Origin of the sequence: Flavobacterium sp. N1736 (genome assembly GCF_025947065.1) — a bacterium.
GTDB lineage: Bacteria > Bacteroidota > Bacteroidia > Flavobacteriales > Flavobacteriaceae > Flavobacterium.
The window spans coordinates 4,222,826-4,248,091 of the sequence record NZ_CP109994.1 but is presented as its reverse complement, the minus strand read 5'-3'; the positions used below and the strand labels follow the sequence as shown (position 1 = coordinate 4,248,091).

19 protein-coding genes are annotated in these 25,266 nt (G+C 34.6%); 11 read left to right on the top strand and 8 right to left on the bottom strand.

The window, feature by feature from the left end; translation table 11 throughout:
- Positions 1-33 precede the first annotated feature (33 nt).
- Together OLM54_RS17975 and OLM54_RS17970 are read left to right on the top strand one after the other, a co-directional pair.
- Positions 34-2,139: a prolyl oligopeptidase family serine peptidase gene (locus OLM54_RS17975; protein WP_264535936.1), complete on the top strand. Its 2,106-nt coding sequence runs from the start codon at positions 34-36 to the stop codon at positions 2,137-2,139.
- Positions 2,140-2,496: 357 nt separating this feature from the next.
- Positions 2,497-3,492: a Gfo/Idh/MocA family protein gene (locus OLM54_RS17970; RefSeq protein WP_264535935.1), complete on the top strand. Its 996-nt coding sequence runs from the start codon at positions 2,497-2,499 to the stop codon at positions 3,490-3,492.
- Positions 3,493-3,830: 338 nt separating this feature from the next.
- Here the strand turns inward: OLM54_RS17970 and OLM54_RS17965 are convergent, their stop codons facing one another.
- Both OLM54_RS17965 and dnaE read right to left on the bottom strand, forming a co-directional pair.
- A complete protein-coding gene (locus OLM54_RS17965; RefSeq protein WP_264535934.1) occupies positions 3,831-4,763 on the bottom strand; it encodes a porin family protein in 933 nt (310 codons plus the stop codon).
- 179 nt (positions 4,764-4,942) lie between these two features.
- Positions 4,943-9,487, bottom strand: coding sequence for a DNA polymerase III subunit alpha (gene dnaE / locus OLM54_RS17960; RefSeq protein WP_264535933.1), 4,545 nt, complete (start codon positions 9,485-9,487; stop codon positions 4,943-4,945).
- Between the two features lie 473 nt (positions 9,488-9,960).
- On the opposite strand from dnaE, the gene OLM54_RS17955 reads away from it, so the two are divergent.
- From OLM54_RS17955 to leuB, 6 genes are all read left to right on the top strand, one after another.
- Positions 9,961-10,764, top strand: a complete 804-nt coding sequence (locus tag OLM54_RS17955; RefSeq protein WP_264535932.1) for an SDR family oxidoreductase — start codon at positions 9,961-9,963, stop codon at positions 10,762-10,764.
- 71 nt (positions 10,765-10,835) lie between these two features.
- Positions 10,836-11,756 (top strand): helix-turn-helix domain-containing protein, encoded by a 921-nt coding sequence (locus OLM54_RS17950; protein WP_264535931.1) that lies wholly within the window; start codon positions 10,836-10,838, stop codon positions 11,754-11,756.
- A 509-nt stretch (positions 11,757-12,265) separates the two neighbouring features.
- Positions 12,266-13,660 (top strand): 3-isopropylmalate dehydratase large subunit, encoded by a 1,395-nt coding sequence (gene leuC, locus OLM54_RS17945; protein ID WP_264535930.1) that lies wholly within the window; start codon positions 12,266-12,268, stop codon positions 13,658-13,660.
- Positions 13,661-13,827: 167 nt separating this feature from the next.
- Entirely contained in the window at positions 13,828-14,424 is a 597-nt protein-coding gene (gene leuD / locus OLM54_RS17940) for a 3-isopropylmalate dehydratase small subunit (protein ID WP_264535929.1), read from the top strand.
- 261 nt (positions 14,425-14,685) lie between these two features.
- Positions 14,686-16,209, top strand: coding sequence for an alpha-isopropylmalate synthase regulatory domain-containing protein (locus OLM54_RS17935; protein ID WP_264535928.1), 1,524 nt, complete (start codon positions 14,686-14,688; stop codon positions 16,207-16,209).
- 168 nt (positions 16,210-16,377) lie between these two features.
- Entirely contained in the window at positions 16,378-17,439 is a 1,062-nt protein-coding gene (leuB, locus tag OLM54_RS17930) for a 3-isopropylmalate dehydrogenase (RefSeq protein WP_264535927.1), read from the top strand.
- A gap of 152 nt (positions 17,440-17,591) precedes the next feature.
- Here the strand turns inward: leuB and OLM54_RS17925 are convergent, their stop codons facing one another.
- Positions 17,592-17,951 carry an RNA recognition motif domain-containing protein gene (locus tag OLM54_RS17925; RefSeq protein ID WP_026982652.1) on the bottom strand — a complete coding sequence of 120 codons (360 nt, stop codon included), beginning with the start codon at positions 17,949-17,951 and terminating at the stop codon, positions 17,592-17,594.
- 132 nt (positions 17,952-18,083) lie between these two features.
- Complete coding sequence (locus OLM54_RS17920) at positions 18,084-18,575, bottom strand: DUF6252 family protein (RefSeq protein ID WP_264535926.1); 492 nt, start codon at positions 18,573-18,575, stop codon at positions 18,084-18,086.
- Positions 18,576-18,784: 209 nt separating this feature from the next.
- Between OLM54_RS17920 and OLM54_RS17915 the strand changes: the two genes are divergently transcribed.
- The 3 genes from OLM54_RS17915 (at position 18,785) to OLM54_RS17905 (ending at position 20,708) form a co-directional block, all read left to right on the top strand.
- Entirely contained in the window at positions 18,785-19,357 is a 573-nt protein-coding gene (locus OLM54_RS17915) for a 30S ribosomal protein S16 (RefSeq protein WP_264535925.1), read from the top strand.
- 15 nt (positions 19,358-19,372) lie between these two features.
- Complete coding sequence (gene rimM / locus OLM54_RS17910; protein ID WP_264535924.1) at positions 19,373-19,897, top strand: ribosome maturation factor RimM; 525 nt, start codon at positions 19,373-19,375, stop codon at positions 19,895-19,897.
- A gap of 103 nt (positions 19,898-20,000) precedes the next feature.
- Positions 20,001-20,708, top strand: a complete 708-nt coding sequence (locus tag OLM54_RS17905) for a tRNA1(Val) (adenine(37)-N6)-methyltransferase (protein WP_264535923.1) — start codon at positions 20,001-20,003, stop codon at positions 20,706-20,708.
- Positions 20,709-20,729: 21 nt separating this feature from the next.
- Here the strand turns inward: OLM54_RS17905 and OLM54_RS17900 are convergent, their stop codons facing one another.
- The 4 genes from OLM54_RS17900 to OLM54_RS17885 all read right to left on the bottom strand — a co-directional run bounded on the left by OLM54_RS17900 (position 20,730) and on the right by OLM54_RS17885 (position 25,252).
- The gene (locus OLM54_RS17900) at positions 20,730-22,019 is read right to left on the bottom strand and encodes an HlyD family secretion protein (RefSeq protein ID WP_264535922.1); all 1,290 of its coding nucleotides are present in this window, start codon (positions 22,017-22,019) and stop codon (positions 20,730-20,732) included.
- A gap of 2 nt (positions 22,020-22,021) precedes the next feature.
- Complete coding sequence (locus OLM54_RS17895) at positions 22,022-24,214, bottom strand: peptidase domain-containing ABC transporter (RefSeq protein WP_264535921.1); 2,193 nt, start codon at positions 24,212-24,214, stop codon at positions 22,022-22,024.
- Between the two features lie 288 nt (positions 24,215-24,502).
- Complete coding sequence (locus tag OLM54_RS17890) at positions 24,503-24,682, bottom strand: hypothetical protein (RefSeq protein WP_264535920.1); 180 nt, start codon at positions 24,680-24,682, stop codon at positions 24,503-24,505.
- Positions 24,683-25,060: 378 nt separating this feature from the next.
- Positions 25,061-25,252, bottom strand: a complete 192-nt coding sequence (locus OLM54_RS17885; protein ID WP_264535919.1) for a hypothetical protein — start codon at positions 25,250-25,252, stop codon at positions 25,061-25,063.
- Positions 25,253-25,266 lie beyond the last annotated feature (14 nt).

Below are 25,266 nucleotides of genomic sequence, written 5' to 3'. Positions count from 1 at the left end.
GCTATTTTTGCTACAACCGACAAACTAAAAACTATGAAAAAAACAATTCTTATAATGGCTATTACAACTGCAGGGATTTCGTTTGGGCAAAATATTAAATATCCCGAAACTAAAAAAGGGGAAACTGTTGATGTTTATTTTGACACCAAAGTAAGCGATCCGTATCGTTGGCTTGAAGACGACAAATCTGCTGAAACCGGCGCTTGGGTAAAAGCCGAAAATGAAGTTACTTATGGTTATTTAGATAAAATTCCGTTTCGTGAAGAATTAAAAAAACGAATGGAAAAACTATGGAATTATGAAAAAATAGGTGCTCCGTACATTGAGGGAAAATTTACTTATTTTTCTAAAAACAACGGACTTCAAAATCAATCGGTTATTTATAGAAAAGACGAAAAAGGGAAAGAAGAAGTTTTTCTTGATCCGAATACATTTTCTAAAGACGGAACTACATCGCTTGGCGGTTTAGATTTTTCTAAAGACGGAAACAAAGCCGCTTATTCTATATCTGAAGGCGGAAGTGACTGGCGAAAAGTGATTATTGTTGATGCTTTGTCAAAAAAAATTGTAGAAGATACTTTGGTAGATGTAAAATTTAGCGGCGTTTCCTGGTTAGGAAATGAAGGTTTTTACTACTCTAGTTATGACAAACCAAAAGGAAGCGAATTATCTGCTAAAACTGATCAGCATAAACTATATTTCCACAAACTTGGAACTTCTCAAAAAGAAGATCAAGTTATTTTTGGAGCAGATCAAAAACGCCGATATGTTGGAGGTTACGTTACAGAAGACAATCATTATTTAGTGATTACCGCAGCTAATTCTACCTATGGAAATGAATTGTATATTAAAGATTTAACGGTTGCAAACAGCCCTATTATTACTATCATAGACAATTTTAATAATGCCAGTACGATTATTGAAAACGAAGGTACTAAGTTGTTTATAGAAACCGATTTAAATGCGCCTAACGGTCGTGTTGTTTCTGTTGATTTTAGCAATCCGAAACCGGAAAACTGGAAAGATTTTATTGCTGAAGCCAAAGATATTTTATCTCCTTCAACCGGAGGCGGATATTTCTTTGCCAACTATATTAAAGATGCTGTTTCGTTTGTACAGCAATATGATTATAACGGAAAATTGGTTCGTGAAATCAAACTTCCGGCAATAGGAACTGCCGGTGGGTTTGGAGGAAAAAAACACGATAAAATATTATATTATACGTTTACAAATTATACAACTCCGGGAACTATTTTTTCTCTTGAGCCAAAATCCGGTAAATCTGAAACTTATCAAAAACCAAAGGTAGATTTCAAAAGTGACGATTATGAATCGAAACAGGTTTTCTACACTTCAAAAGACGGAACAAAAATCCCGATGATAATTACTTATAAAAAAGGAACAAAACTAAACGGTAAAAACCCAACTATCCTTTATGGCTATGGCGGTTTCAATATTAGTTTAACTCCGGCTTTTAGTATTTCGAATGCCATTTGGATGGAAAACGGAGGTGTTTATGCCGTTGCCAATTTAAGAGGTGGCGGTGAATATGGTAAAAAATGGCACGATGCAGGAACGAAACTGCATAAACAAAATGTATTTGATGATTTTATCGCTGCCGCTGAATATTTAATCGCTCAAAAATATACTTCATCTGATTTTCTGGCAATTCGCGGAGGTTCAAACGGAGGTTTATTAGTGGGCGCTACAATGACACAACGTCCTGATTTAATGAAAGTAGCTTTGCCAGCCGTTGGCGTTATGGATATGTTGCGTTACCATACTTTTACTGCCGGTGCAGGTTGGGCTTACGATTACGGAACTGCACAGGATAATAAAGAAATGTTTGAATATTTAAAAGGATATTCTCCGGTTCAAAATGTAAAAAGCGGTGTTCAATATCCTGCAACTATGGTAACTACGGGAGATCATGATGATCGTGTGGTTCCTGCTCATAGTTTTAAATTTGCTGCCGAATTACAGGAAAAACAAACAGGAAATAATCCGGTTTTGATTCGTATTGATGTAAAAGCGGGTCACGGAGCAGGAAAATCTGTTGCTGCAACGATTCAGGAAAATGTAGATATTCAGGCGTTCACGCTTTACAATATGGGATTTACTGCTTTACCTAAAAAGTAAACTTTAGTCTGTTTTTTTAATAGCCACGCATTCACGAATTATTTTTGTGAGTTCGTGGTTATTTTTTTTGCCACAGATTTAATAGTTAAAATGATTTTTGATAATCTGTGTGTGTATTCGCCACGAATTTCACGAATTAGCACGAATTGTTTTTTTTAACTGACTTAATTTTTTCACGCAGATTTTGCAGATTAAGCAGATTTTTTCCACACAGAATCTGCTTAATCTGCAAAATCTGCGTGAAAAAAAAATTCGTGAATTCGTGGCGAATTTTTTTAACAACAAAATAATTCGAGAAAATTAGTGCAATTCGTGGCAAACCTTTTTTAAATTTGAAATAACTAAAAAACCAGAAAAATGAAAATTGTAAAATGGGGAATTATTGGCTGCGGAAATGTAACTGAGGTTAAGAGCGGACCTGCTTTTCAAAAAGCACCAAACTCTGCATTAGTTGCCGTAATGAGACGAGATGCTGCACTTGCAGAGGATTACGCCAAACGCCATAATGTACCTAAATGGTATTCGAATGCTATTGATTTAATTAATGATCCTGAAGTTGATGCGGTTTATATTGCTACGCCTCCTTCCTCTCATAAAGAATATACTATTTTGTGTGCCAAAGCAGGAAAACCGGTTTATGTAGAAAAACCAATGGCTTTGACTTTTGAAGAATGCAACGAAATGATCAGCGCTTGCAAAGAATATAATGTACCATTATTTGTTGCGTATTATAGAAGAAGTTTACCAAGATTTTTAAAAATAAAAGAAATAATCGATCAAAATAAATTAGGTAAAATAAGACATGTAAATTGTGTTTTATATCATCCATTTGAAGCACGTTACGACGACGATATTAATTTACCATGGACAGTTTTACCGCATATTTCCGGTGGTGGAATATTTGTTGATTTGGCTTGTCATACTTTAGACTTCCTTGATTTTGTATTTGGGCCAATAAAATCCGTTCGAGGGCATGCAACTTCACAGCTTCTTGCTTATCCTGCAGAAGATTCAGTTTCAATGTCGTTTTTATTCGAAAATGGAATTCATGGTACAGGCTTATGGAATTTCGCCAGCTTTGAACGTTATGATAATACTGAAATTGTAGGCGATAAAGGAAAAATCTCTTTCTCTACTTTTGGAAATGATCCTATACATATTCAATATACAAATGGTGAAAAAGAAAGTATTACAATCGAAAATTCGCTTCATATTCAGCAGCCATTTATAGAAACCGTTGTTGCAGAGCTTTTAGGCAATGAAGGTTTTTCTCCATCAAAAGGAAATTCTGCTGCGAGAACAACCTGGGTTATTGACGAAGTTTTGAAGGAGTTTAGGGCTTCGAAGTTATAATTGAATATCACATTTCTTTACGCATAGTAAACCCAACAGGTTTTAAAAACCTGTCGGGTTTCGCGAATCATACAAAATCAAATGATTATTTGTTATTTGCATCGTTTAGATGGATTAAAATCCATCCCTACAAAATAAATCGTGCCGATAGCTCTCTAGTTAGAGTTCCGGAGGAACGGATTATTTTGTAGTAACGGATTTTAATCCGTTGAAATAATGTTAATATAATGGAGTATTACACAATCTTGTCATTTGACCAAAGGGAGAAATCACAAAACAAAAAAAAGAGGATATTCTAACGAATATCCTCTTTTTTTAAAACTATAAATTCTTTAGAATTATAGGCTGTATTTAAGACCAAAAGTCAATCCTAAACCAGAAATTCCAACGTAAGAACTAATATCATCAGTTGCTCTTGTATTATCAAAACCAGCTGCGTTAGTTACTTTACTATTTGAAGTAGTATTAATTTGATCTACGTATTTAGTATGACTTGCAGAATATGATGCATCTGGACGGAAAGCTGTAGGTGTGTTTAATTTATCTACACCATTTTCAGTATATACTTCTGTTTCTTTTGTTTTTCCGTGTACAGTAAAATTACGATACTCTAATTCAGCAAAAAGAGAAATATGTGTTCCTAATTTATAAGATGTACCTAAAGCTGCAGTAAATCCAACTGTTGGGTTTGGTTTAATAACGTCTTTTGAGTAAGTCTCTGTTTTTCCTGCTGGATTTGTATATGTTCTATTAGTTTCAATTTCTAATGTTCCATGAACCGGAACGATAATTCCAACTTTAGTATAAGGCTCAAAACCGTGAGTTTCTCCTAAAAACAAAACGATTGCAGGAGCGATATCATAAGCTTCAAGTTTTCCTACTGCTTTACCAGTTGCAAAAGTTGGTCCGGCTGCTACTAATCTATTTGTTGTTTCAACCATAGTTTTATTTGCGCTGTTAAAATAATTAAATCCCAACTCAACACCTAAACGTGGTGTAAAACGATATCCAGCAGTTAAACCTGAACGGAATCCTTGTCCAAAAGAACCGTGATTAGTTTCTCTAGAAATTAAAGTAGTTCCATCTGCAGCATAAACATCCGTATTTGGTAATGCTCCCGATACAGTTGGAAATTCAGCAGCAGCAGTTTGGATGAAATATGACCCCCCTAATTTAAAATACCAGCTTTCTTGTTTTTCTGTTTTTTCAGTTTGCGCCATTGTAACCAAAGAGCAAACTAATAATCCTAATAAAAATAGGTTCTTTTTCATAATTCTGATTTTAATTGTTTTAATACAAACTTAGATCATTTTAACATATTGTTCTAGTTTGCTTTGTTAGATATTGTACGAAAACGTTGTAATTTTGAGCAATATTACTAAAAAAGTATTATGCATGCATATTTTTAACTTAAAAAAAATGCATTCTTTTAAATTTTAACTGTTAAAATTTAGTTCAGCTTAAAATTAACCTGCATTTTTTCTAATTCCTGTAATAACTCAGTTGAAATTTTGACTTTTAACCTTCTGCTTGGCATCGTTAATTTGGTTACCACCTTTATTTCTTCAATCTCTTTGACTTCCTGCATTTTAGTTTCACCAAGAGCAGCTTCGTTATCGTCATTTTCCTCTTCATCAACAAAAACAGCATCTTCAGTTTCTTCAAACTCATTGGTCGTTTCAACCTCAACCAAACGTTTTATTTTTTCTAATTCCATGATTTCAAAAGTCACAGAATTATCTCCTCTATTATCATTAAATAAATGACTTAATTTATGAATAAACTCTGCTTGGAGATCTTTAATGTTTAATAAAACGATTAACTTTTTTGCAAAGGTTTCTAAAACGTCCTGCAATTGTTTTACCTCAACAAACTGCATTCTTGGATCTGATTTTTTACCTGTATCATGATTTACCCAACCGTCTTTTATAAGGATTTTAAGGAAGGCAAAATTGTTCTGAATCAGGAAATGGCGGAACTTTAAGTATTCTTCTCCAAAAATTTTAAATTCGAAACTTTCATCATATCCTTCTAAATTAAATACTGCCCAGCCTTTTCCGTTTTTGGCAACACGATGCTGTACATTATTAATAATTCCGGCAAAAGTCAGGTTTTTACCCACATATTCATTCATGCTTTTTAGCGCTTCCAATCGTGCATTGCAGAAGTATTTCATCTCAAACCTAAAATCGTCAAGCGGATGTCCGGAAAGATAAATTCCAACTACTTCCTTCTCTTTGGCAAGCTTTTCCATTGTACTCCAGTCTTCGCACGGAGGCACAATCGGCTCAGCAATTTGCACTTCGCTGGTTTCTCCAAACAAACTTACCTGCGATGAATTTTCATTTTCCTGAAACTTCGATCCGTAACGCATTGCTTTTTCATAAAACGTAATTCCGTCGCCATCATCATGAAAATATTGTGCTCTTGTAGTTCCTTCAAATGAATCAAACCCTCCCGCCAGCGCCAGGTTTTCGATTGCTTTTTTATTAGCTGCACGCAAATCAATACGTTTCGCCAAATCAAAAATTGATTTATATCTTCCGTCTTTTCTGCATTCTACAATTGTATTTACAGCTCCGGAACCTACACCTTTAATAGCGCCCATTCCAAAACGAACAGCATAATTATCGTTTACCGTAAATTTATAGTACGACTCATTCACATCCGGTCCTAAAACTTCAAGCCCCATACGCTTACATTCTTCCATGAAAAATGATACTTGTTTAATATCATTCATATTATTCGAAAGAACCGCTGCCATATATTCTGCAGGATAATGTGCTTTTAAATAAGCCGTTTGGTACGCAATCCAGGCATAACAAGTCGAGTGCGATTTGTTGAAGGCGTAACTTGCAAATGCTTCCCAGTCTTTCCAGATTTTCTCCAGAATTTTGGCATCATGACCTTTTTTTGCGGCTTGTTCCACAAATTTAGGTTTCATTTTATCCAGAACGTCTTTTTGTTTTTTACCCATCGCTTTACGCAAAACGTCAGCCTCACCTTTTGTAAAGTCAGCCAGCGATTGCGACAAAAGCATCACCTGCTCCTGATAAACTGTAATTCCGTAAGTCTCTCCTAAATATTCTTCACAGGCATCTAAATCGTATTTGATTTCTTCTTCGCCGTTTTTTCTTCGAACAAAAGAAGGGATATATTCTAAAGGTCCCGGACGATAAAGGGCGTTCATGGCAATTAAATCTCCAAAAACCGTTGGTTTCAGATCTTTCATGTATTTCTGCATTCCCGGTGACTCGTATTGGAAGATTCCAACCGTTTCTCCTCTTTGGAAAAGTGCATACGTTTCAATATCATCAATCGGGAAAGTATCAGGATCTAAGTCAATATTTGTTCTGTATTTTACCAGTTTTACAGTATCTTTTATCAGCGTAAGGGTCTTTAGACCCAAGAAGTCCATTTTTAGCAATCCTGCACTTTCTGCAACCGAGTTATCAAACTGGGTTACATATAAATCAGAATCTTTTGCTGTGGTAACAGGAACGAAATTCGTAATATCCGATGGCGTAATAATTACACCGCAGGCGTGAATTCCGGTATTTCGCATCGATCCTTCAAGGATTTTTGCCTGTTGAATGGTTTCTCCCGCCAAATCATCTTCATTGGCAATGGCGATTAATTCTTTTACATTATCAAATTCATCAGAACGAAGTGCTTTTTTAACCTCATCTTCGTTTTCAGAAATAAAACGCGCTAAATTCCATTTTGACGGCATCATTGCCGGAATCAGTTTTGCAATTCTATCGGCTTCAAACAACGGTAAATCCAATACACGCGCTGTATCACGAATCGCGGATTTGGTTGCCATTTTACCATATGTAATAATTTGCGCAACCTGATTTTTTCCGTATTTATTAATTACATAATCCATAACACGACCACGACCTTCATCATCAAAATCAATATCAATATCGGGCATGGATACACGATCCGGATTCAGGAAACGCTCAAAAAGCAAATCGTACTTAATCGGGTCAATATTGGTAATTCCTAAACAATATGCAACGGCAGATCCGGCAGCAGATCCACGACCCGGACCAACCGAAACGTCCATATTTCTGGCTTCGGCGATGAAATCCTGAACGATCAAAAAGTAACCCGGATATCCTGAATTGGAAATTGTCAATAACTCAAAATCCAAACGTTCCTGAATAGACTCTGTAATTTCGCCATATCTCTTTTTTGCACCTACCATTGTCAGGTGACGTAAATATTTATTTTCACCCCGAACTCCGCCATCAGCTTCGTCTTCCGGAACTATAAATTCCTCCGGAATATCAAATTTAGGAAGCAATACATCACGATAAAGTGAGTAAATCTCAACTTTATCGACAATTTCCTGAATATTGATAATCGCATCCGGCAAATCGGCGAAGAGTTTTTTCATCTCTTCCGATGATTTATAATAGTATTCCTGATTGGGTAATCCGTAACGATATCCTCGGCCACGACCTATTGGCGTTGCTTGTTTTTCACCATCTTTTACACACAATAAAATATCGTGCGCATTGGCATCTTCTTTATTTAAATAATAGGTATTATTGGTCGCAATTAATTTAACATTGTGTTTTTGAGAAAACTCAATCAGGGTTTTGTTTACGCGATTTTCATCTTCCTGATTGTGGCGCATGACTTCCAAATAAAAGTCATCGCCAAATTGTTCTTTCCACCAAATCAAAGCTTCTTCGGCTTGGTTTTCACCAACGTTCAGAATTTTACTCTGGATTTCTCCGTATAAATTTCCGGACAAAACCATGATATCTTCTTTGTATTTTTCAACAATTGCACGGTCAATTCTCGGCACATAATAAAATCCATCTGTAAAAGCAATCGACGACATTTTTGCCAGATTGTGATACCCATTCTTGTTTTTGGCTAATAACACAACCTGATTTCCGTTGTCTTTTTTAGTTTTATCCAGGTGATTGTCACAAACATTAAATTCGCAGCCCACAATTGGCTTCATTTCGGTTTCTGTTGGTTCTTCACCAGCTTCAACCAAAGCTTTATTTTTTGCAGATGCTGCTTTATTGTGGTTCATAACGGCGCTCACAAAGTGAAAAGCGCCCATCATGTTTCCGGTATCTGTCATTGCTACGGCCGGCATTCCGTTTTTGGCTGTAGCCGCAACAATATTTGCAATACCTATAGTCGATTGAAGAACTGAAAATTGTGTATGATTGTGTAAATGTGCATATTTTGCGGCTTTAAAATCTGCTCTGTCAGAATGTGAAACTGTATTTTCCTGACCAACCGATTCTAAAGCTTTTAGCTGCTCTCTAATTTTATCAGAAGCGGCTTTTAAATTGATGTGTTTTAGACCAATTAATGGAAATTCCTGTGGATTTCTTTCCTGAAATTCTTTAAAGTAATCCTTAGGAACGTCGAGTTCTTCTTTGGTAAAAATTTCTCTCCTGATTAACTCTAAAAAACAACGCGTCGTTGCCTCAACGTCGGCAGTTGCGTTGTGGGCTTCTGCAAAAGGTTTATCAAAAAGATAACTGTGTAATTCTGTTAATGTTGGAAGTTTGAATTTTCCTCCACGACCTCCGGGAAGTTGTAATAATGAAGCAGTAACTTCTGTACAAGTATCCAAAACCGGCATTGAACTCATTGGAGAATCAACGCCCATTCTATGGAATTCGGCACCCATAATATTAACGTCGAAACCTAAATTCTGACCTACAATAAATTTGGTTTTACTTAAAGCAATATTGAATTTCTCCAAAACTTCAGCCAGCGTGATTCCATCGGCTTCAGCCAATTCAGTCGAAATTCCGTGAATACGTTCTGCATCATACGGAATATTAAATCCGTCAGGTTTAACCAAATAATCCTGATGTTCGATCAGTTGCCCCATTTCGTCATGAAGCTGCCAGGCGATCTGAATACAGCGAGGCCAGTTATCAGAATCGGTAATTGGAGCATCCCAGCGTTTTGGTAATCCGGTTGTTTCGGTATCGAATATTAAATACATAGAGTTAAATAGCAAAATTAAATTCCAAATTCCAAGTGTTACACCTCATAAATACTTGATTGTATGGGGTATAAAAAATCTCAATATATATATTGGAAGAAGTTCAAATTTACGCTTTTTTTAGAGAAATAACGAAGCGAAAGTTGTTAACAAAAGCATTAATTAAAACTCTATGAATGCAGATCGCAAAAAAAATAACCACATAGAAACATAGATTTTAGTTTGATAAAAAGAGAGGCTTAAAAAAATCAAGATTTTCACACCTAGTCCCGAAGCTTAGGGATGTTTTAAATAAGTGAAACGCCTTTTTTTAAGTAATAAATCTATGTTTCTATGTGTTGAAAATAATTCCAACCAACATATTTTGATCCTAAAACTTCGATTATTCATTTTGGATACTCATTGCACCAAAATGAGCACTTTTAAACTTGACTCTATCCTGAACTTTGCCTTATCAATTTAAAACAACTATTATGAAAACTATTTTTATTACAGGTGCTTCTTCAGGATTGGGAAAAGCTACAGCAAAATTATTTCAACAAAAAGGATGGAATGTTATCGCAACAATGAGAAATCCTGAAAAGGAAACTGAACTTTCTAACTTAAACAATGTAACCCTATTACCATTAGACGTTACAAATTATGACCAAATACAAAGCACGGTTCAAAAAGCACTTGAATTAAGCGATATTGATGTCGTTTTTAACAATGCCGGTTATGGTTTGATTGGCCCTTTGGAAAGCTTTAATGATGATCAAATCACGAAACAGCTTAACACTAATTTATTGGGAGTAATTCGTGTTACGAATGCTTTTATTCCGTATTTCAGAGAAAGAAAAAGTGGATTGTTCATTTCAACTACTTCTATTGGCGGCTTGATTGCTTTTCCGTTAGGATCTGTGTATCACGCAACAAAATGGGGTTTGGAAGGTTGGAGTGAAAGCATGGCGTATGAGTTAAATACGTTTGGAATCAATATTAAAACGGTTTCTCCGGGCGGTATCAAAACAGAATTCATGCACGGCTCACTTGATTCAGGAACTAAACCTGAATATGAAGCAATGACAAAAAGCTTGTTTGCAAGTGCTGATGCTATGTTTGAAATGGCCTCAACTCCTGAACAAATTGCAGATGTAGTTTATGAAGCTGCAACAGACGGGAAAACCAAACTTAGATATGTTGCCGGAGAAGATGCAAAAGCACTTTACAAACAAAGACTGGAACAAGGAGACGAAGTTTTTCGCGTTGCATTTGGCAAACAATTTTTGGGAGCATAATTAATACTGATACCGTTCAGATTTGATAATCTGAACGGTATTCGTTTTTGAAATTTTTATACATTTATATTATGGAAAAGAAAAACAATAATCCGACAAGAATTTCCTCTATTTCTCAATTTCATAGTTTATTTGAGCTGCCAAAACCGCTTCATCCTATGATAACTTTGGTTGATAATACCAAATTGGTTATCAATGCTGATTTAACTAATAACCATTTCCTGCTCGATTTCTACAAGATATCTTATAAATATTCTACTAACGGAAAAATGGGCTACGGTCAGGGTTATTATGATTTTAATGAAGGCGGATTAATGTTTACTTCTCCCAATCAATTGATTTTTACCGATAATCAGGAAGGAGTTGAATATTTTGGCTATACGCTGCTTTTTCATCCTGACTTTATTAGAAATTATCCGTTAGGGAAAACCATCAAAAAATACGGTTTCTTCTCTTACGATACCAATGAAGCTCTGCATCTTTCTGATCGCGAAAAAACAACTATTACAGGATTATTAACAAGTATTGATAATGAGCTTCATACCGCAATAGACGAAATGAGCCAGGATGTAATTGTTTCTTATATCGATGTTTTGCTTAATTACAGTAATCGTTTTTACAAACGCCAATTCATTACAAGAAAAACAATCAGCCACGATTTATTACTCAAGGTCGAAGAAACACTTGACAATTATCTAAACAATGCCGAAACGCTAAAAAGAGGATTACCAACAGTAGATTTTCTTGCTTCGCAAATTAACGTTTCAACTCATTACCTGAGCGACATGCTCAGAAATTTAACCGGACAAAATGCTCAACAGCATATTCACTCTAAACTAATCGAAAAATCAAAAGATTTTCTTATTAGCACCAATCTTTCGGTAGCAGAAATAGCGTATCAATTGGGTTTTGAATATCCTCAGTCGTTTAGCAAACTATTCAAAAAGAAAACCAATTTAACTCCTTTAGAGTTTAAAAATTCACTCAATTAGTCTTTGAAATTAACCTCATCAGCTAATCTGTTTTTACATTAAAAATCATAAAATTTCATAAAAATATACTTCTTGGATGTCGTAGTATTTCAGTGAATTTTAAAATTTAAAAAATCCTTCTAAATTGGCTTTTAAAGCTATCAAAATTCGTAAAAGCAGAGATTCAAAAACCAAATCAAAACTGACAATTATTACTATTTTTATTTAATTTGTTACATTTTTCTAATCAAAATACTATATTTTATAGTGATTTTGAGATAGTTTTGCAAACTATTAAAATAAAAATTAACAAAAAATAATTGAAGCAAAAAAATAAAGATAAAATCAATTTTCTTCTCATTTTTGGATAAAATTTGAATGTATAAATGCCAATCGCAATTTGTATTTTAGTTTGGGTATCGTATATAATGAAATATTGAAATTGACCACTTTGTATCTTTTTTTACTTTTGTTTTGCTATTATCAGTAATTGCTGTGATTATAGAAATTACAATTAAAAAAAATAAAAAATGAGTAAGACATTATTTGACAAAGTATGGGATTCACATGTAGTGCGTAAAATTGAAGATGGACCAGATGTGTTTTTTATTGACCGCCATTTCATTCATGAAGTTACGAGTCCTGTTGCTTTTCTAGGATTAAAAGCAAGAAACGTTACCGTTTTATACCCGGAACGTACTTTTGCAACTGCAGATCACAATACACCAACCATAAACCAACATTTACCAGTTGAAGATGCTTTATCTGCCAATCAGCTTAAAGCGCTTGAAGATAACGCTGCCGAATACGGAATTTCGCACTGGGGATTAGGTCACATTAAAAATGGAATTGTACACGTAGTTGGTCCTGAAAACGGAATTACTTTGCCAGGTGCCACTATTGTTTGTGGAGATTCTCACACGTCTACTCACGGTGCTTTTGGAGCTATTGCTTTTGGTATCGGAACTTCTGAGGTTGAAATGGTGCTTTCTACACAATGTATTATGCAGCCAAAACCAAAGAAAATGCGTATTAACGTAAACGGTCAATTAAGCAAAGGTGTTGGTCCAAAAGACGTTGCTCTTTATATTATTGCTCAATTGACTACTTCTGGAGGAACAGGTTATTTTGTTGAATACGCCGGAGATGTTTTCGAAAATATGACTATGGAAGGTCGTATGACTGTTTGTAACCTAAGTATCGAAATGGGTGCTCGTGGCGGAATGATCGCTCCTGACCAGACTACTTTTGATTTCCTTGAAGGAAGATTATTTGCTCCAAAAGGAGAAGCATGGACAAAAGCAGTTGAATACTGGAAAACTTTAAAAACTGATGCTGATGCTGTTTTTGATGCTGAATTAAACATCAAAGCTTCAGATATTGAACCAATGATTACTTATGGTACAAACCCGGGAATGGGAATTGGTATCACAAAACATATTCCGAATGCCAACCAAGTTGAAGGTGGTGAGGAAACGTATAAAAAATCGCTTGCTTACATGGGCTTCCACGAAGATGATGTCATGATTGGAAAACCAATTGATTATGTTTTCTTGGGAAGTTGTACAAACGGACGTATTGAAGATTTTAGGGCTTTCGCCGAAATTGTAAAAGGAAGAAAAAAAGCAGATAATGTTACCGCTTGGTTAGTTCCGGGTTCTCACGTTGTTGAAGCTCAGATTAAAGAAGAAGGTATTTTAGATATTCTAACAGAAGCTGGTTTTGTATTACGTCAGCCGGGTTGTTCAGCATGTTTAGCAATGAATGATGATAAAGTTCCTGCCGGAAAATATGCGGTAAGTACTTCAAACCGAAACTTTGAAGGTCGCCAAGGTCCTGGTTCAAGAACATTATTAGCAAGCCCAATTATGGCTGCTGCTGCTGCTGTAACAGGAAAACTAACAGATCCGAGGGAGTTATTTTAGATTGAAGAGTTTATATTTTAGATTTTCACTTTGCGAATAGCTTATGACACTTTAAAATACAAACCTTCATAAAATTCTTTTACATTATTAATACAAAATTTTAGCGTTTAGAAATTCATCTCAGCGAGAAAAATCTAAAATCTAAAATCCAAAAATCTAAAATTAAAATGGCATACGATAAATTTAATATACTTACCAGCAGTGCAGTGCCGCTGCCAATTGAGAACGTAGATACAGATCAAATTATTCCGGCTCGTTTCCTGAAAGCTACAAAACGTGAAGGTTTTGGAGACAATCTTTTTAGAGACTGGAGATATAACGGAGATGATTCTCCAAAAGCTGATTTCGTTTTGAACGATTCAACTTATAGCGGAAAAATTCTTGTTGGAGGAAAAAACTTTGGTTCAGGATCTTCAAGAGAGCACGCTGCGTGGGCAGTTTACGATTATGGCTTTAGAGCTGTAGTTTCTAGTTTCTTTGCAGATATCTTTAAAGGAAACTGTTTAAATATTGGTGTTTTACCAGTTCAGGTAAGCCCTGAATTTGCTGATATTATTTTTAAAGCAATTGAAGCTGATCCTAATACGCAATTAGAAATTAACTTGCCAAACCAAACGATTACTTTGTTGGCAACTGGTCAACAGGAATCTTTTGCTATTAACGGATACAAAAAGAACAATATGATTAATGGCTTTGATGACATTGATTATCTACAAAATATTAAAGAAGATATTGTGACTTTTGCCGATAAACTTCCTTACTAAGAAAAATCTTGTTCAATCTATTAGACCCGACAGGTTTTTGAAACGTGTCGGGTTTTTCTAAATTTAATCAAGGCAGACATAGAACGGGGATAAAACAGATTTGCTATCGCAAAAACACGGATTAACGCGGATTTTCATTTTACTGAATACTAAAAAGAATCCGTTTTTATCAGCGTCTTCGCAAAGCGAATCCGTAAAATCAGCGTCAAAATTAAAATATGGATCAATAATATCCAACCCATTAGAAATTAGAATATCAATATGGAAAAAAGAAAAATTGAAATAATGGACACGACGCTCCGTGATGGTGAACAAACCTCGGGAGTATCATTTTCTGCTGCAGAAAAACTAACCATTGCGCAATTATTGTTGGAGGAATTAAATATTGATAGAATTGAAATCGCTTCGGCTCGTGTGAGTGAAGGCGAATTTCAAGCCGTAAAAGGCATTACATCCTGGGCAGAAGAGCGAGGATATATTAACAGAATCGAGGTTCTTTCGTTTGTAGACGGTGGCGTTTCCATCGAATGGATGAAAAAAGCCGGAGCAAAAGTGCAGAATTTGTTGACCAAAGGCTCAATGAATCACTTAACACATCAATTAAAAAAAACTCCTGAACAACACTTTTCTGAAATCGCACAAATCATCGCTTTAGCGAAAGAAAATAATATTGAAACCAATGTTTACTTAGAAGATTGGAGCAACGGAATGCGAAATTCTCCTGAATATGTTTTTCAGTTTTTAGATTTCCTTTCAATGCAACCAGTTAAAAGAATTTTATTACCGGATACTTTAGGGGTTTTAATTCCATCATTGACTTTCGAATTTCTTTCAAAAATCAGAGCAAAATATCCTCAAATTCATTTTGATTTTCATGCACATAACGATTACGATTTAAGTGTTGCCAATGTTATGGAAGCTATAAAAGCAGGCATAAACGGACTTCACGTTACCGTAAACGGAATGGGAGAACGCGCAGGAAATGCTCCCCTTGAAAGCACTGTAGCGGTGATAAATGATTATTTGCCGGAAGTTAGCATCAACATAAAAGAAACTTCTTTATACACGGTAAGTAAATTAGTAGAAACTTTTACCGGATACAGAATTCCCGCAAACAAACCTATTGTTGGCGATAATGTTTTTACTCAAACTGCCGGAATCCACGCCGACGGTGACAACAAAAACAATTTATATTTTAATGATTTGCTTCCGGAGCGCTTTGGGAGAAAACGAAAATATGCTTTAGGAAAAACGTCGGGAAAAGCCAATATCGAAAAAAATCTTCAGGAATTAGGTTTAAAATTGAATCAGGAAGATTTGAAATTGGTTACTCAAAGAATTATTGAACTTGGCGACAAAAAAGAAACTGTTACTAAAGAAGATCTTCCATACATTATTTCCGATGTTTTGGACAGTCATACTTATCAGGATAAAATTACAATTGAATCCTATATATTAATTCATTCCAAAGGAACACGTCCATCAACAACATTAAGTTTAAACCTTGACGGAGAAATCATTGAAGAACATGCTCAAGGCGATGGACAATTTGACGCTTTCATGAATGCACTTACCAAGATCTACAAAAGCAAAAAAATGACTTTGCCAAAGTTGACAGATTACGCTGTTCGAATTCCGCCAGGAAGTAGTTCAGATGCTTTATGCGAAACTATTATCACTTGGGTAAATGATAGCGGAAAAGAATTTAAAACAAGAGGATTGGACTCTGATCAAACAGTTGCCGCGATTATCGCAACTCAAAAAATGCTTAATGTAATTACGTAAGACTCTAAGTTGCTGAGATTCTAAGGTTCTGAGATAAAAAACTTAGAATCTAAGCAACTTCAAAACCTTAGAACACAAAAACCTAAAAACAATTATAAATTAAAATTCTGACCAGCTAAGAAAAAAACTTAGAATCTTAGAAACTCAGAATCTTAGAAACTTTAAAAAATGAAATTAAACATAGCCCTTTTAGCAGGAGACGGAATTGGTCCTGAGGTAATTAATGAAGCTGTAAAAGTATCTGATGCTATTGCAAAAAAATTCAATCACGAAATAACATGGACACCGGCTTTAACCGGAGCTGCGGCAATTGATGCTGTGGGAGTTCCTTATCCTGATGAAACACACGAAGTTTGTATGAAAGCAGATGCCGTTTTATTTGGAGCAATTGGTCACCCAAAATATGATAACGATCCAAGCGCACCAGTTCGCCCTGAACAAGGTTTATTATTGATGCGTAAAAAATTAGGTTTATTTGCGAATGTTCGTCCTACTTTTACTTTCCCATCTTTAATTGATAATTCTCCTTTAAAAAGAGAAAGAATCGAAGGAACTGATTTGGTTTTCCTAAGAGAGCTAACAGGCGGAATCTACTTTGGAGAAAAAGGAAGAAGAGACGGCGGAGAAACTGCTTTTGATAATTGTGTTTACACCAGAGCTGAAGTGCAGCGTTTGGCTAAAAAAGGTTTCGAATTAGCCATGACACGAAGCAAAAAATTATGTTGTGTTGATAAAGCAAACGTTTTGGAAACTTCACGTTTATGGAGAGAAACAGTTCAAGCAATGGAAAAAGATTATCCTGAAGTTACTGTTTCATACGAATTTGTTGATGCTGTGGCTATGCGTTTGGTTCAATGGCCAAACTCTTACGATGTATTAATCACTGAAAATTTATTTGGAGATATCTTAACAGATGAAGCTTCTGTAATTTCAGGTTCTATGGGATTAATGCCATCAGCTTCTGTTGGAGAGCATACTTCATTATACGAACCAATTCATGGATCTTACCCGCAAGCAACAGGATTAAATATTGCAAATCCGTTAGCGACTATTTTATCTGCAGCCATGATGTTCGAAGATGCTTTTGGACTTAAAGACGAAGCCGAAGCGATTAGAGCAGTTGTAAACAAATCACTAGAACAAGGAATTGTTACAGAAGATTTAGCCGCAAAAGGAACTAAAGCATACAAAACCAGCGAAGTTGGAGATTGGCTTGTAGAAAACTTATAATATTGTTTCAAGTTTTATTTGTTTCAAGTTTCAAGTTACGCAACCTGAAACTTGAAACCTGAAACAATTTTAAACAAATTTTAAACAAATTTTACTGCATAAAAAAAGGGATCAACTTTCGTTGATCCCTTTTATATATTTAGAAAAAAATATTAATATCCTCCTCTGTTACCACCACGGTCATTTCCACCACGGCTGTTTCCTCCACCATAACCTCCGCGTGAATCTCCACCACGGCTGTTATTGTTGAAGCTTCTTCTTTCACCTTCAGGTTTCGGTTCAGATTTATTAACTACAATTGCACGACCTTGAACAGTAGCTCCGTTCAATTCATCAATTGCTTTTTGAGCTTCCGCATCGTTTGGCATCTCTACGAAACCAAAACCTTTGCTTCTTCCAGTAAATTTATCTGTAATAATTTTAACTGAATCTACTGCTCCGTAAGCCTCGAAAGACTCTCTTAAATCTGCTTCCTCAATACTGAATGGAAGGCTTCCAACAAAAATGTTCATATGTACTTATTTATAATAATGTAGCAAATGTACTCTTATTTTTCTCTAATCTACTATATATTAGTTTATTTATGTTTTTATTTTGATTTAAAAAAGCAGAATTCAGGAAAATGAATCAATTATTGGCAAATGTTAATTCGTAATAAAATTTGAAGCAGGAGAAACCGGGACTTTATAAAATACTCCTTCAGAAAATTTCATTTGTGTTTTTTCTGTATTTTCTTCGTCGCTATTTATTGCTGTAAATTTAAATGTTCCTGATACGGTATGCGTATCAGTATTATAATCTGTGATCACAATTTGTCCGTTACCAATGTTTGTGCCGGTGGTAAATTCTTCTGTTTCTGCTGGTAAGGAATTAGAATAAGTTGCTTTTGAAATATTATTTTGACCAAGAGTAAAGGTTTGTTTTGATGGATAAGCGGTTTGCAAAACTATTTTTTCGAATCCTAAAGAGCCTTCGATAACCAAATTGCCTGTAGTCGTAATATTCGCTTTGTAACTTTGAGCTCTCCAAAAAACATTGTCTTTTAACGTTTGAAATGCCGGATTATTGAATTTTATATCTTCGGCGCAAGACGAAAGTAAAAAAACAATCATTATCAGAGAGAACCATTTTTTCATATTGTGTATTTTAGAACTAGAATTCCAGGCAAAAATATTGCATTTCGAAGAAATAAATGAATTTTAAATAAAAAAAAGACTACTTGCAGGAACAAAAAATGACACACAAACTATTTAATAAGCATTTAAATAAACAATTCAGAAAAAAATTATATCTTTGCGCCCTTAATTAACAGAGGTCGAGTACCTCAAAATTTAATCATACGATTATGTCAGTAAAAATTAGATTACAAAGACACGGTAAAAAAGGAAAACCTTTTTACTGGGTTGTAGCTGCAGATGCACGCTCAAAAAGAGATGGTAAATACTTAGAAAAAATCGGTACTTACAATCCAAACACTAACCCGGCAACTATCGACTTAAACCTTGATAGTGCAGTTAAATGGTTACACAATGGTGCACAACCAACTGATACTGCAAGAGCAATTCTTTCTTACAAAGGTGCTTTATTGAAACACCACCTTGATGGAGGTATTCGTAAAGGTGCTTTAACTCAAGAACAAGCTGATGCAAAATTAGCTGATTGGTTAGATGCTAAAGCTGGAAAAGTTGATGCTAAAAAAGACGGTTTAACAAAAGCGCAAGCTGATGCTAAAGCTAAAGCTTTTAAAGCAGAACAAGAAGTTAATGCTAAACGTTTAGCTGCTGCAGCTCAGGCTGAAGCTGATGCTATCGCTGCTGCAACTCCTGCAGTTGAAGAAGAAGTTGCTGAAGTTGAAGCGGAAGCTGCTACTGAAGAAGCTCCTGCTGCTGAAGAAAATAACGAAACAACTGAAGCATAATTTTAGCTAGCGAGAATGCGTAAAGAAGAATGTTTTTATTTAGGTAAAATCGCTAAAAAATTTAGTTTCAAAGGTGAAGTTCTGGCTTATTTAGACACGGACGAACCTGAGTTATACGAAAACCTGGAATCAGTGTTTGTTGAATGCAACAAACACCTGGTTCCTTTTTTTATTGAAAAAAGTTCATTGCATAAAAATGATTTTCTTAGAATTCGTTTTGAAGACATGAACACAGAAGAAGAAGCAGACGCCATTATGGGTAATGCAATTTATCTTCCTTTAAATATGTTGCCAAAACTTTCCGGTAACAAATTTTACTTCCACGAAGTTATCGGTTTCGAAATTGAAGACCAGCGTTTAGGTGTTTTTGGAAAAATTGTTGCCGTTAACGATACTACCGCTCAGCCTCTTTTTGAAGTTATAAATGGCGAAGTCGAAATGCTAATTCCGATGATCGATCATTTCCTTGTAAAAATTGATCGTGAGAATAAGAAAGTTATCATGAATTTGCCTGAAGGGCTTGTTGAAATGTATCTTTAAAAGTTGATTTGTTTAATCGGTCATTTGTTTAACCGAAAATAAAAATTTCACACTTCGTTATCAAAGAAAAATCAGCATTCGTTAATCTTATAATTTAAATCTGATGTTTCAATTTAAACAATTTTCTGTTCAACAAGATAAAACCGCTATGAAAGTAGGAACTGATGGTGTTTTATTGGGTTCTTGGGCTCCAATTCATCATAATCCGTTTAGTGTTTTAGATATTGGTGCGGGAACCGGAATTATTGCTTTGATGCTTGCTCAGCGAACTCATGCTGAACAAATTGATGCTCTTGAAATTGACGAAGATGCGTACGAACAAGCGGTTGACAATTTCGAGAATTCTCCTTGGGGTGATCGATTATTTTGTTTTCATGCCGGCTTAGATGAATTTATTGAAGAACCGGAAGACGAATATGACCTGATTGTTTCGAATCCACCGTTCTATGCAGAGGATTATAAAACTGAAAACGAACAACGTGATTTAGCACGCTTTCAGGATGCAATGCCTTTTGAAGAATTAGTTGAAGCTGCTGATTTATTGCTTTCGGAAAATGGAATATTTTCCATTATTCTTCCTTATAAAGAAGAACAGAAATTTATATCTCTAGCAAAAGAATGGGAATTATATCCAACTAAAATTACGCGTGTAAAAGGAACTCCAACATCTGAAATCAAGCGCAGTTTATTGGCTTTTAGCCGAAATGAAAGTCCTGAAATTGAAATCGATGAGTTAATTATCGAAATCGAAAGACATGTTTATACTCCTGAATATATTGAACTTACAAAGGATTTTTATTTGAAGATGTAAAGTATCTATTATATTAGAGTCTTAAACCTGCTCAAAAATACTCTTAAACTGATACAGAATTCTTTCTAATAAACGTAAATCTTCGGTTACAATTTCTGCATTTCCTTTCATTTCCTGTTGAAACAAGATCTGTTTTTTATACGATGTTTGTAATCCGTTTGGAAGAGCAACATCCAATAATATATTTCCATCCTTATCCGGAACTAAAGAAATATTCTGAATTCTGCCATATAATACACCAAATTCTCTATCCGGAAAATTTGACAGCCTTATATTTACCTTTTGACCTACTTTTATTTTTCCTGAATTTAATGCAGGCGCTTTTACTTTGCCAACAAAACCATTTTTTGTATCAGGAATTATCGAAAACACATTATCTCCGGCAGTTATGGTTTGATTTTCTGTCCAAACCTGTAAAAAAGTTACAACACCGCTAACAGATGATTTCAAGGTATAATTAAGTTCCCAGTCTTTTATCACTTTTTTAAGCTGGTAAAAAGATTGCGCCATACCTCGCTCCAGATTAACTTCTTCTTTCGTGCTGTTTATGTGAGAATTCTGACTTGATTTTGTATTATCTATTAAAGATGACCTCAATTGAGAAATAGACGACAAAAGGCTTTTATAACTCTTCTGAGCCTGAAGATATCCTAGTTTTTTAGCTTCCATTTCCTGAGCCGAAATAATCCCTTTATTAAATAAGGTTTCAAAACGGGCAATCTCATTTTTTTGAAGCTGTAATTCGCTTTCGTTTATTACTTTTTGCTGTTGCAGTATATCTAATCTTTCTCTTATCTGAATCTTTTCTGAAATCTGCGCTCGGTTTTCGACTTCATACGGATGCAGATTTTCATTTAATTCCTGTGCCTGATAATCTTTTTGAAAAACGGCATAAGCACTTTCGATTTCTCCTAGCTGCGTGTTTTTTAGTAAATGAAACGGGAAATCTTTCTTTGAATCATTTACGTTATAACCGTCAATTATTTTTTTTAATAAAAAAACATCTTTGTAATTAGCTGTGTTTTCAATAATAGCGAGCGTTGTATTTTTCTGTATTATTGATTTATCCTTAACCAAAATCGCTTCAATACGTCCTGATGTCTTAGATACTATTTTTTCTGGCGGAATATTGGTTGTAATTACAATTTCAGTATTTACAACATCGGGATATTTAATAAACCAGGATACAAAAAACAGCATGAAAAGTATAACGAATATCAAAACGGTTCCCCAGCGTATCATCCAATGTGGTACTTTGGTGAGAATGTCCTGAACTTCTTCACTTCTTAATTCAAATGTATCTTCTGCCATGATTAATTTCCTAATTGTAATTGATTTCGAACTAACTCAAAATAATTTCCTTTTTGTTCTACTAAAGCCGAATGAGATCCAATTTCGATAATTTTCCCTTTATCCAAAACCACAATCTGATCTGCGTTCATTACCGTACTTAAACGGTGTGCGATAACAACGACGGTTTTTTCTTTGAAGAAAATATCGAGTTTTCTCATGATTTCTCTTTCATTATTTGCATCTAAGGCTGAAGTAGCTTCATCAAAAAACAAGATTTCAGGATTTTTATAAACTGCTCTGGCAATCAATAATCGTTGTTTTTGCCCTGTGCTCATTCCTAATCCTTCTGAACCAATTTTTGTATTATAGCCAAGCGGCAAACTGCTTACGTATTCTTTTATATTTGCAACATCGGCTGCATAAACCAAACGGTCTTTATCGACTTTATCAACTCCAATAGCAATATTATTGGCAATTGTATCACTAAAAATAAAACCTTCCTGCATAACGGCTCCAATGTAAGAACGCCAGGCTTTTTGGGAAATATTTTTCAATTGTGTATTTCCAATATTAATTTCTCCAGTATTGGGTTCATAAAATTTAAGCAATAATTTCATGAGTGTTGTTTTTCCGCTTCCGCTAACGCCGACTATTGCGGTCACTTTATTCGCCGGAATAATTAAACTCAGATTTTCGAGAACGGGAATATCTGATCCTAAATAACGATACGAAATACTTTTTATATCGATATCTCCGTTAAATGGAACTTCGTTGGTTTGGTGTGCTTCTTGTTGGGTTTCATCTTCTTTTTCGTGAATTTCAGATAACCTTGCCAATGAAATTTTAGCATCCTGAAGTTCTCTCACAAATTCGATAAGTTGTGTAATTGGTCCGTTTAAACTTCCAACTATAGAACTTATCGCCAGCATCATACCAAGGGTAATTGAACCATCTATAACTAATTTTGCAGAAAAAAATATGATAAAAATATTCTTCAATTCATTAATTACCGAAGATCCGATGGTTTGAGTTTGTTCTAAAATCAATCCCTTTATTGAAACCCTGAAAAGTCTTGCCTGTACATATTCCCATCCCCAGCGCTTTTGTTTTTCGGCATTATGCAGTTTGATTTCCTGCATACCATTTATAAGTTCCATCACTTTACTTTGTTCCTGAGAAACTTCGGCAAAACGTTTGTAATCTAAAATTTCCCTTCTTTTTAAGAATAAAGTAATCCACCCAAAATAAAGAATACTTCCGGCAAAAAACACAAAGAAAATCTGAAGATTAAAATAAGCCAAAACGCCACCCATAACAAACATATTTATTACAGAGAACAATACATTTAATGATGATGTGGTTAAAATTCGTTCAATTCGTCTATGATCATTAATACGCTGCATGATATCGCCTGTCATTCGAACATCAAAAAACGAAATTGGTAGATTCATCAATTTAATGAAGAAGTCTGATATTAAAGAGATATTTATTCGGGTTGAAAGATGCAATAATATCCAGCTTCTGATTAATTCTAAACCTGTTCTTCCGGCAAAAAGAAATAATTGTGCAAAAAGAATCAAATATATAAAATGGATATTTTGATTTTGTATTCCAATATCGACAATACTTTGGGTTAAAAACGGAAAAATCAGCTGCAATAAACTACTTGCTAATAAACCGATGCTTAACTGCATTAGGAATGATTTATATCGCAAAACGTATTGTGATAATAATCCAAATCCAAGGCCTTTGTTTTCTTCTCTGTCAAATTCTGACTGAAAAAATTTAGGCGTTGCTTCAACCAGTAATGCGATTCCTTCCTGAGTCAGTTCATCGGCATTATTTCCTATCCAGAATTTAAGAAAATCCTCTTCATTATATTCAATCAAACCAAAACCCGGATCAGAAATGTAATATTTCCCTTTTTTGATTTTATAAAGAACAACATAATGATTTTTATTCCAGTGCAGAATACAAGGCAATGGAGCTTCTTCTAACCTTTTTACGTTTAATTTTACGCCTAAAGTTCTAAAACCAATTTTCTCTGCGGCATCGCTCAAAAAAAGCAAATTACTTCCTTCACGAGTTGTTTCGCTGTTATCCCGCAACTCTTGAATATGGATTGTCTTGCCATAATGTTTAGCAATTATTTTTAAACACGTAGGGCCGCAATCTTTATAATCTGCCTGTTTGTAATTGGTGAATTTTTTCAATTCTTAATTGGGTTTATTTAATAGCAATATTATACAAAAATTCTTAAAAAAGAAAAGAGTTGTTTAAATATGTAAAATCTTATTTTGATTAAATAAAAGCCAATATTTAAACATAATACGTTGTAAATCATAAATTTAAGAAAATTTTTAAATATATTTTAAAAATCAAACCTAAGAAAAATCTTTAACTGTATTTACAATACTCAAATAATGAATGAAAGCTTTGCTAAATAAATAACAAAGCTTTCATTTTTAACTTTTCTAAGAAATCAGAAAATCCTAAATCTTTTATGAGTCCAACGGGCAATTGTGATCAATAATACCACCACATCCTTCACCGTCAGTAGCTATACCGGCAAAAGTTCCATCAGGACAATAACAGGCTATGGGACCACCTCCTCCTATTATACTTTTTTGCTCATTTTTACTTAAAACATCAATTCCTTTTAAATTTTTCAGGTCTTTCATTTTTAATTGTTTTATGGTTTTTGATTAGCACTTCAATCATTTTAAGACAGTTGAAGTTTCTGCCTCTTTTTTATTAATATAATTCAGACAACTGTCAATATTGTTCTAAAAAAAACAGAGAGAATAATTTCTCTCTGTTTAATATCTAAAAAAGTGTAAAATTTAGTAATACAATTTCTCTAGGATATGGCACTGGTTAGCCCTAACCAATTAAAACCAACTCAGTGACCACCTTTCCTGAGAATCCCGACACCAATCATCAATGTGGGGATATTTGCTCAATGTTCCACGATCGAGCGCCTACAAATTAAAAAAAACATGACTAAATTCTAATAAGGCTGTATTGTTATTACTTGTTTATTTTTAAGTTTAAGAAAATTAGCAGCAAACCCGGTTTGTATCGCAAAAACCAAATTTCGTATCGAAAGGACACGTTTCACCAATTGATATTAATACACATCCCGCTTCGATTGCATAAACCCAACATTCTGGAATTCCTCCCTGCATTGTTTTTTGCTCCATTTTGGTTATTTTTTGAGCGCTTTCTAGGTTTAAAATTTTCTTTAACATATTTTATTTTTTTA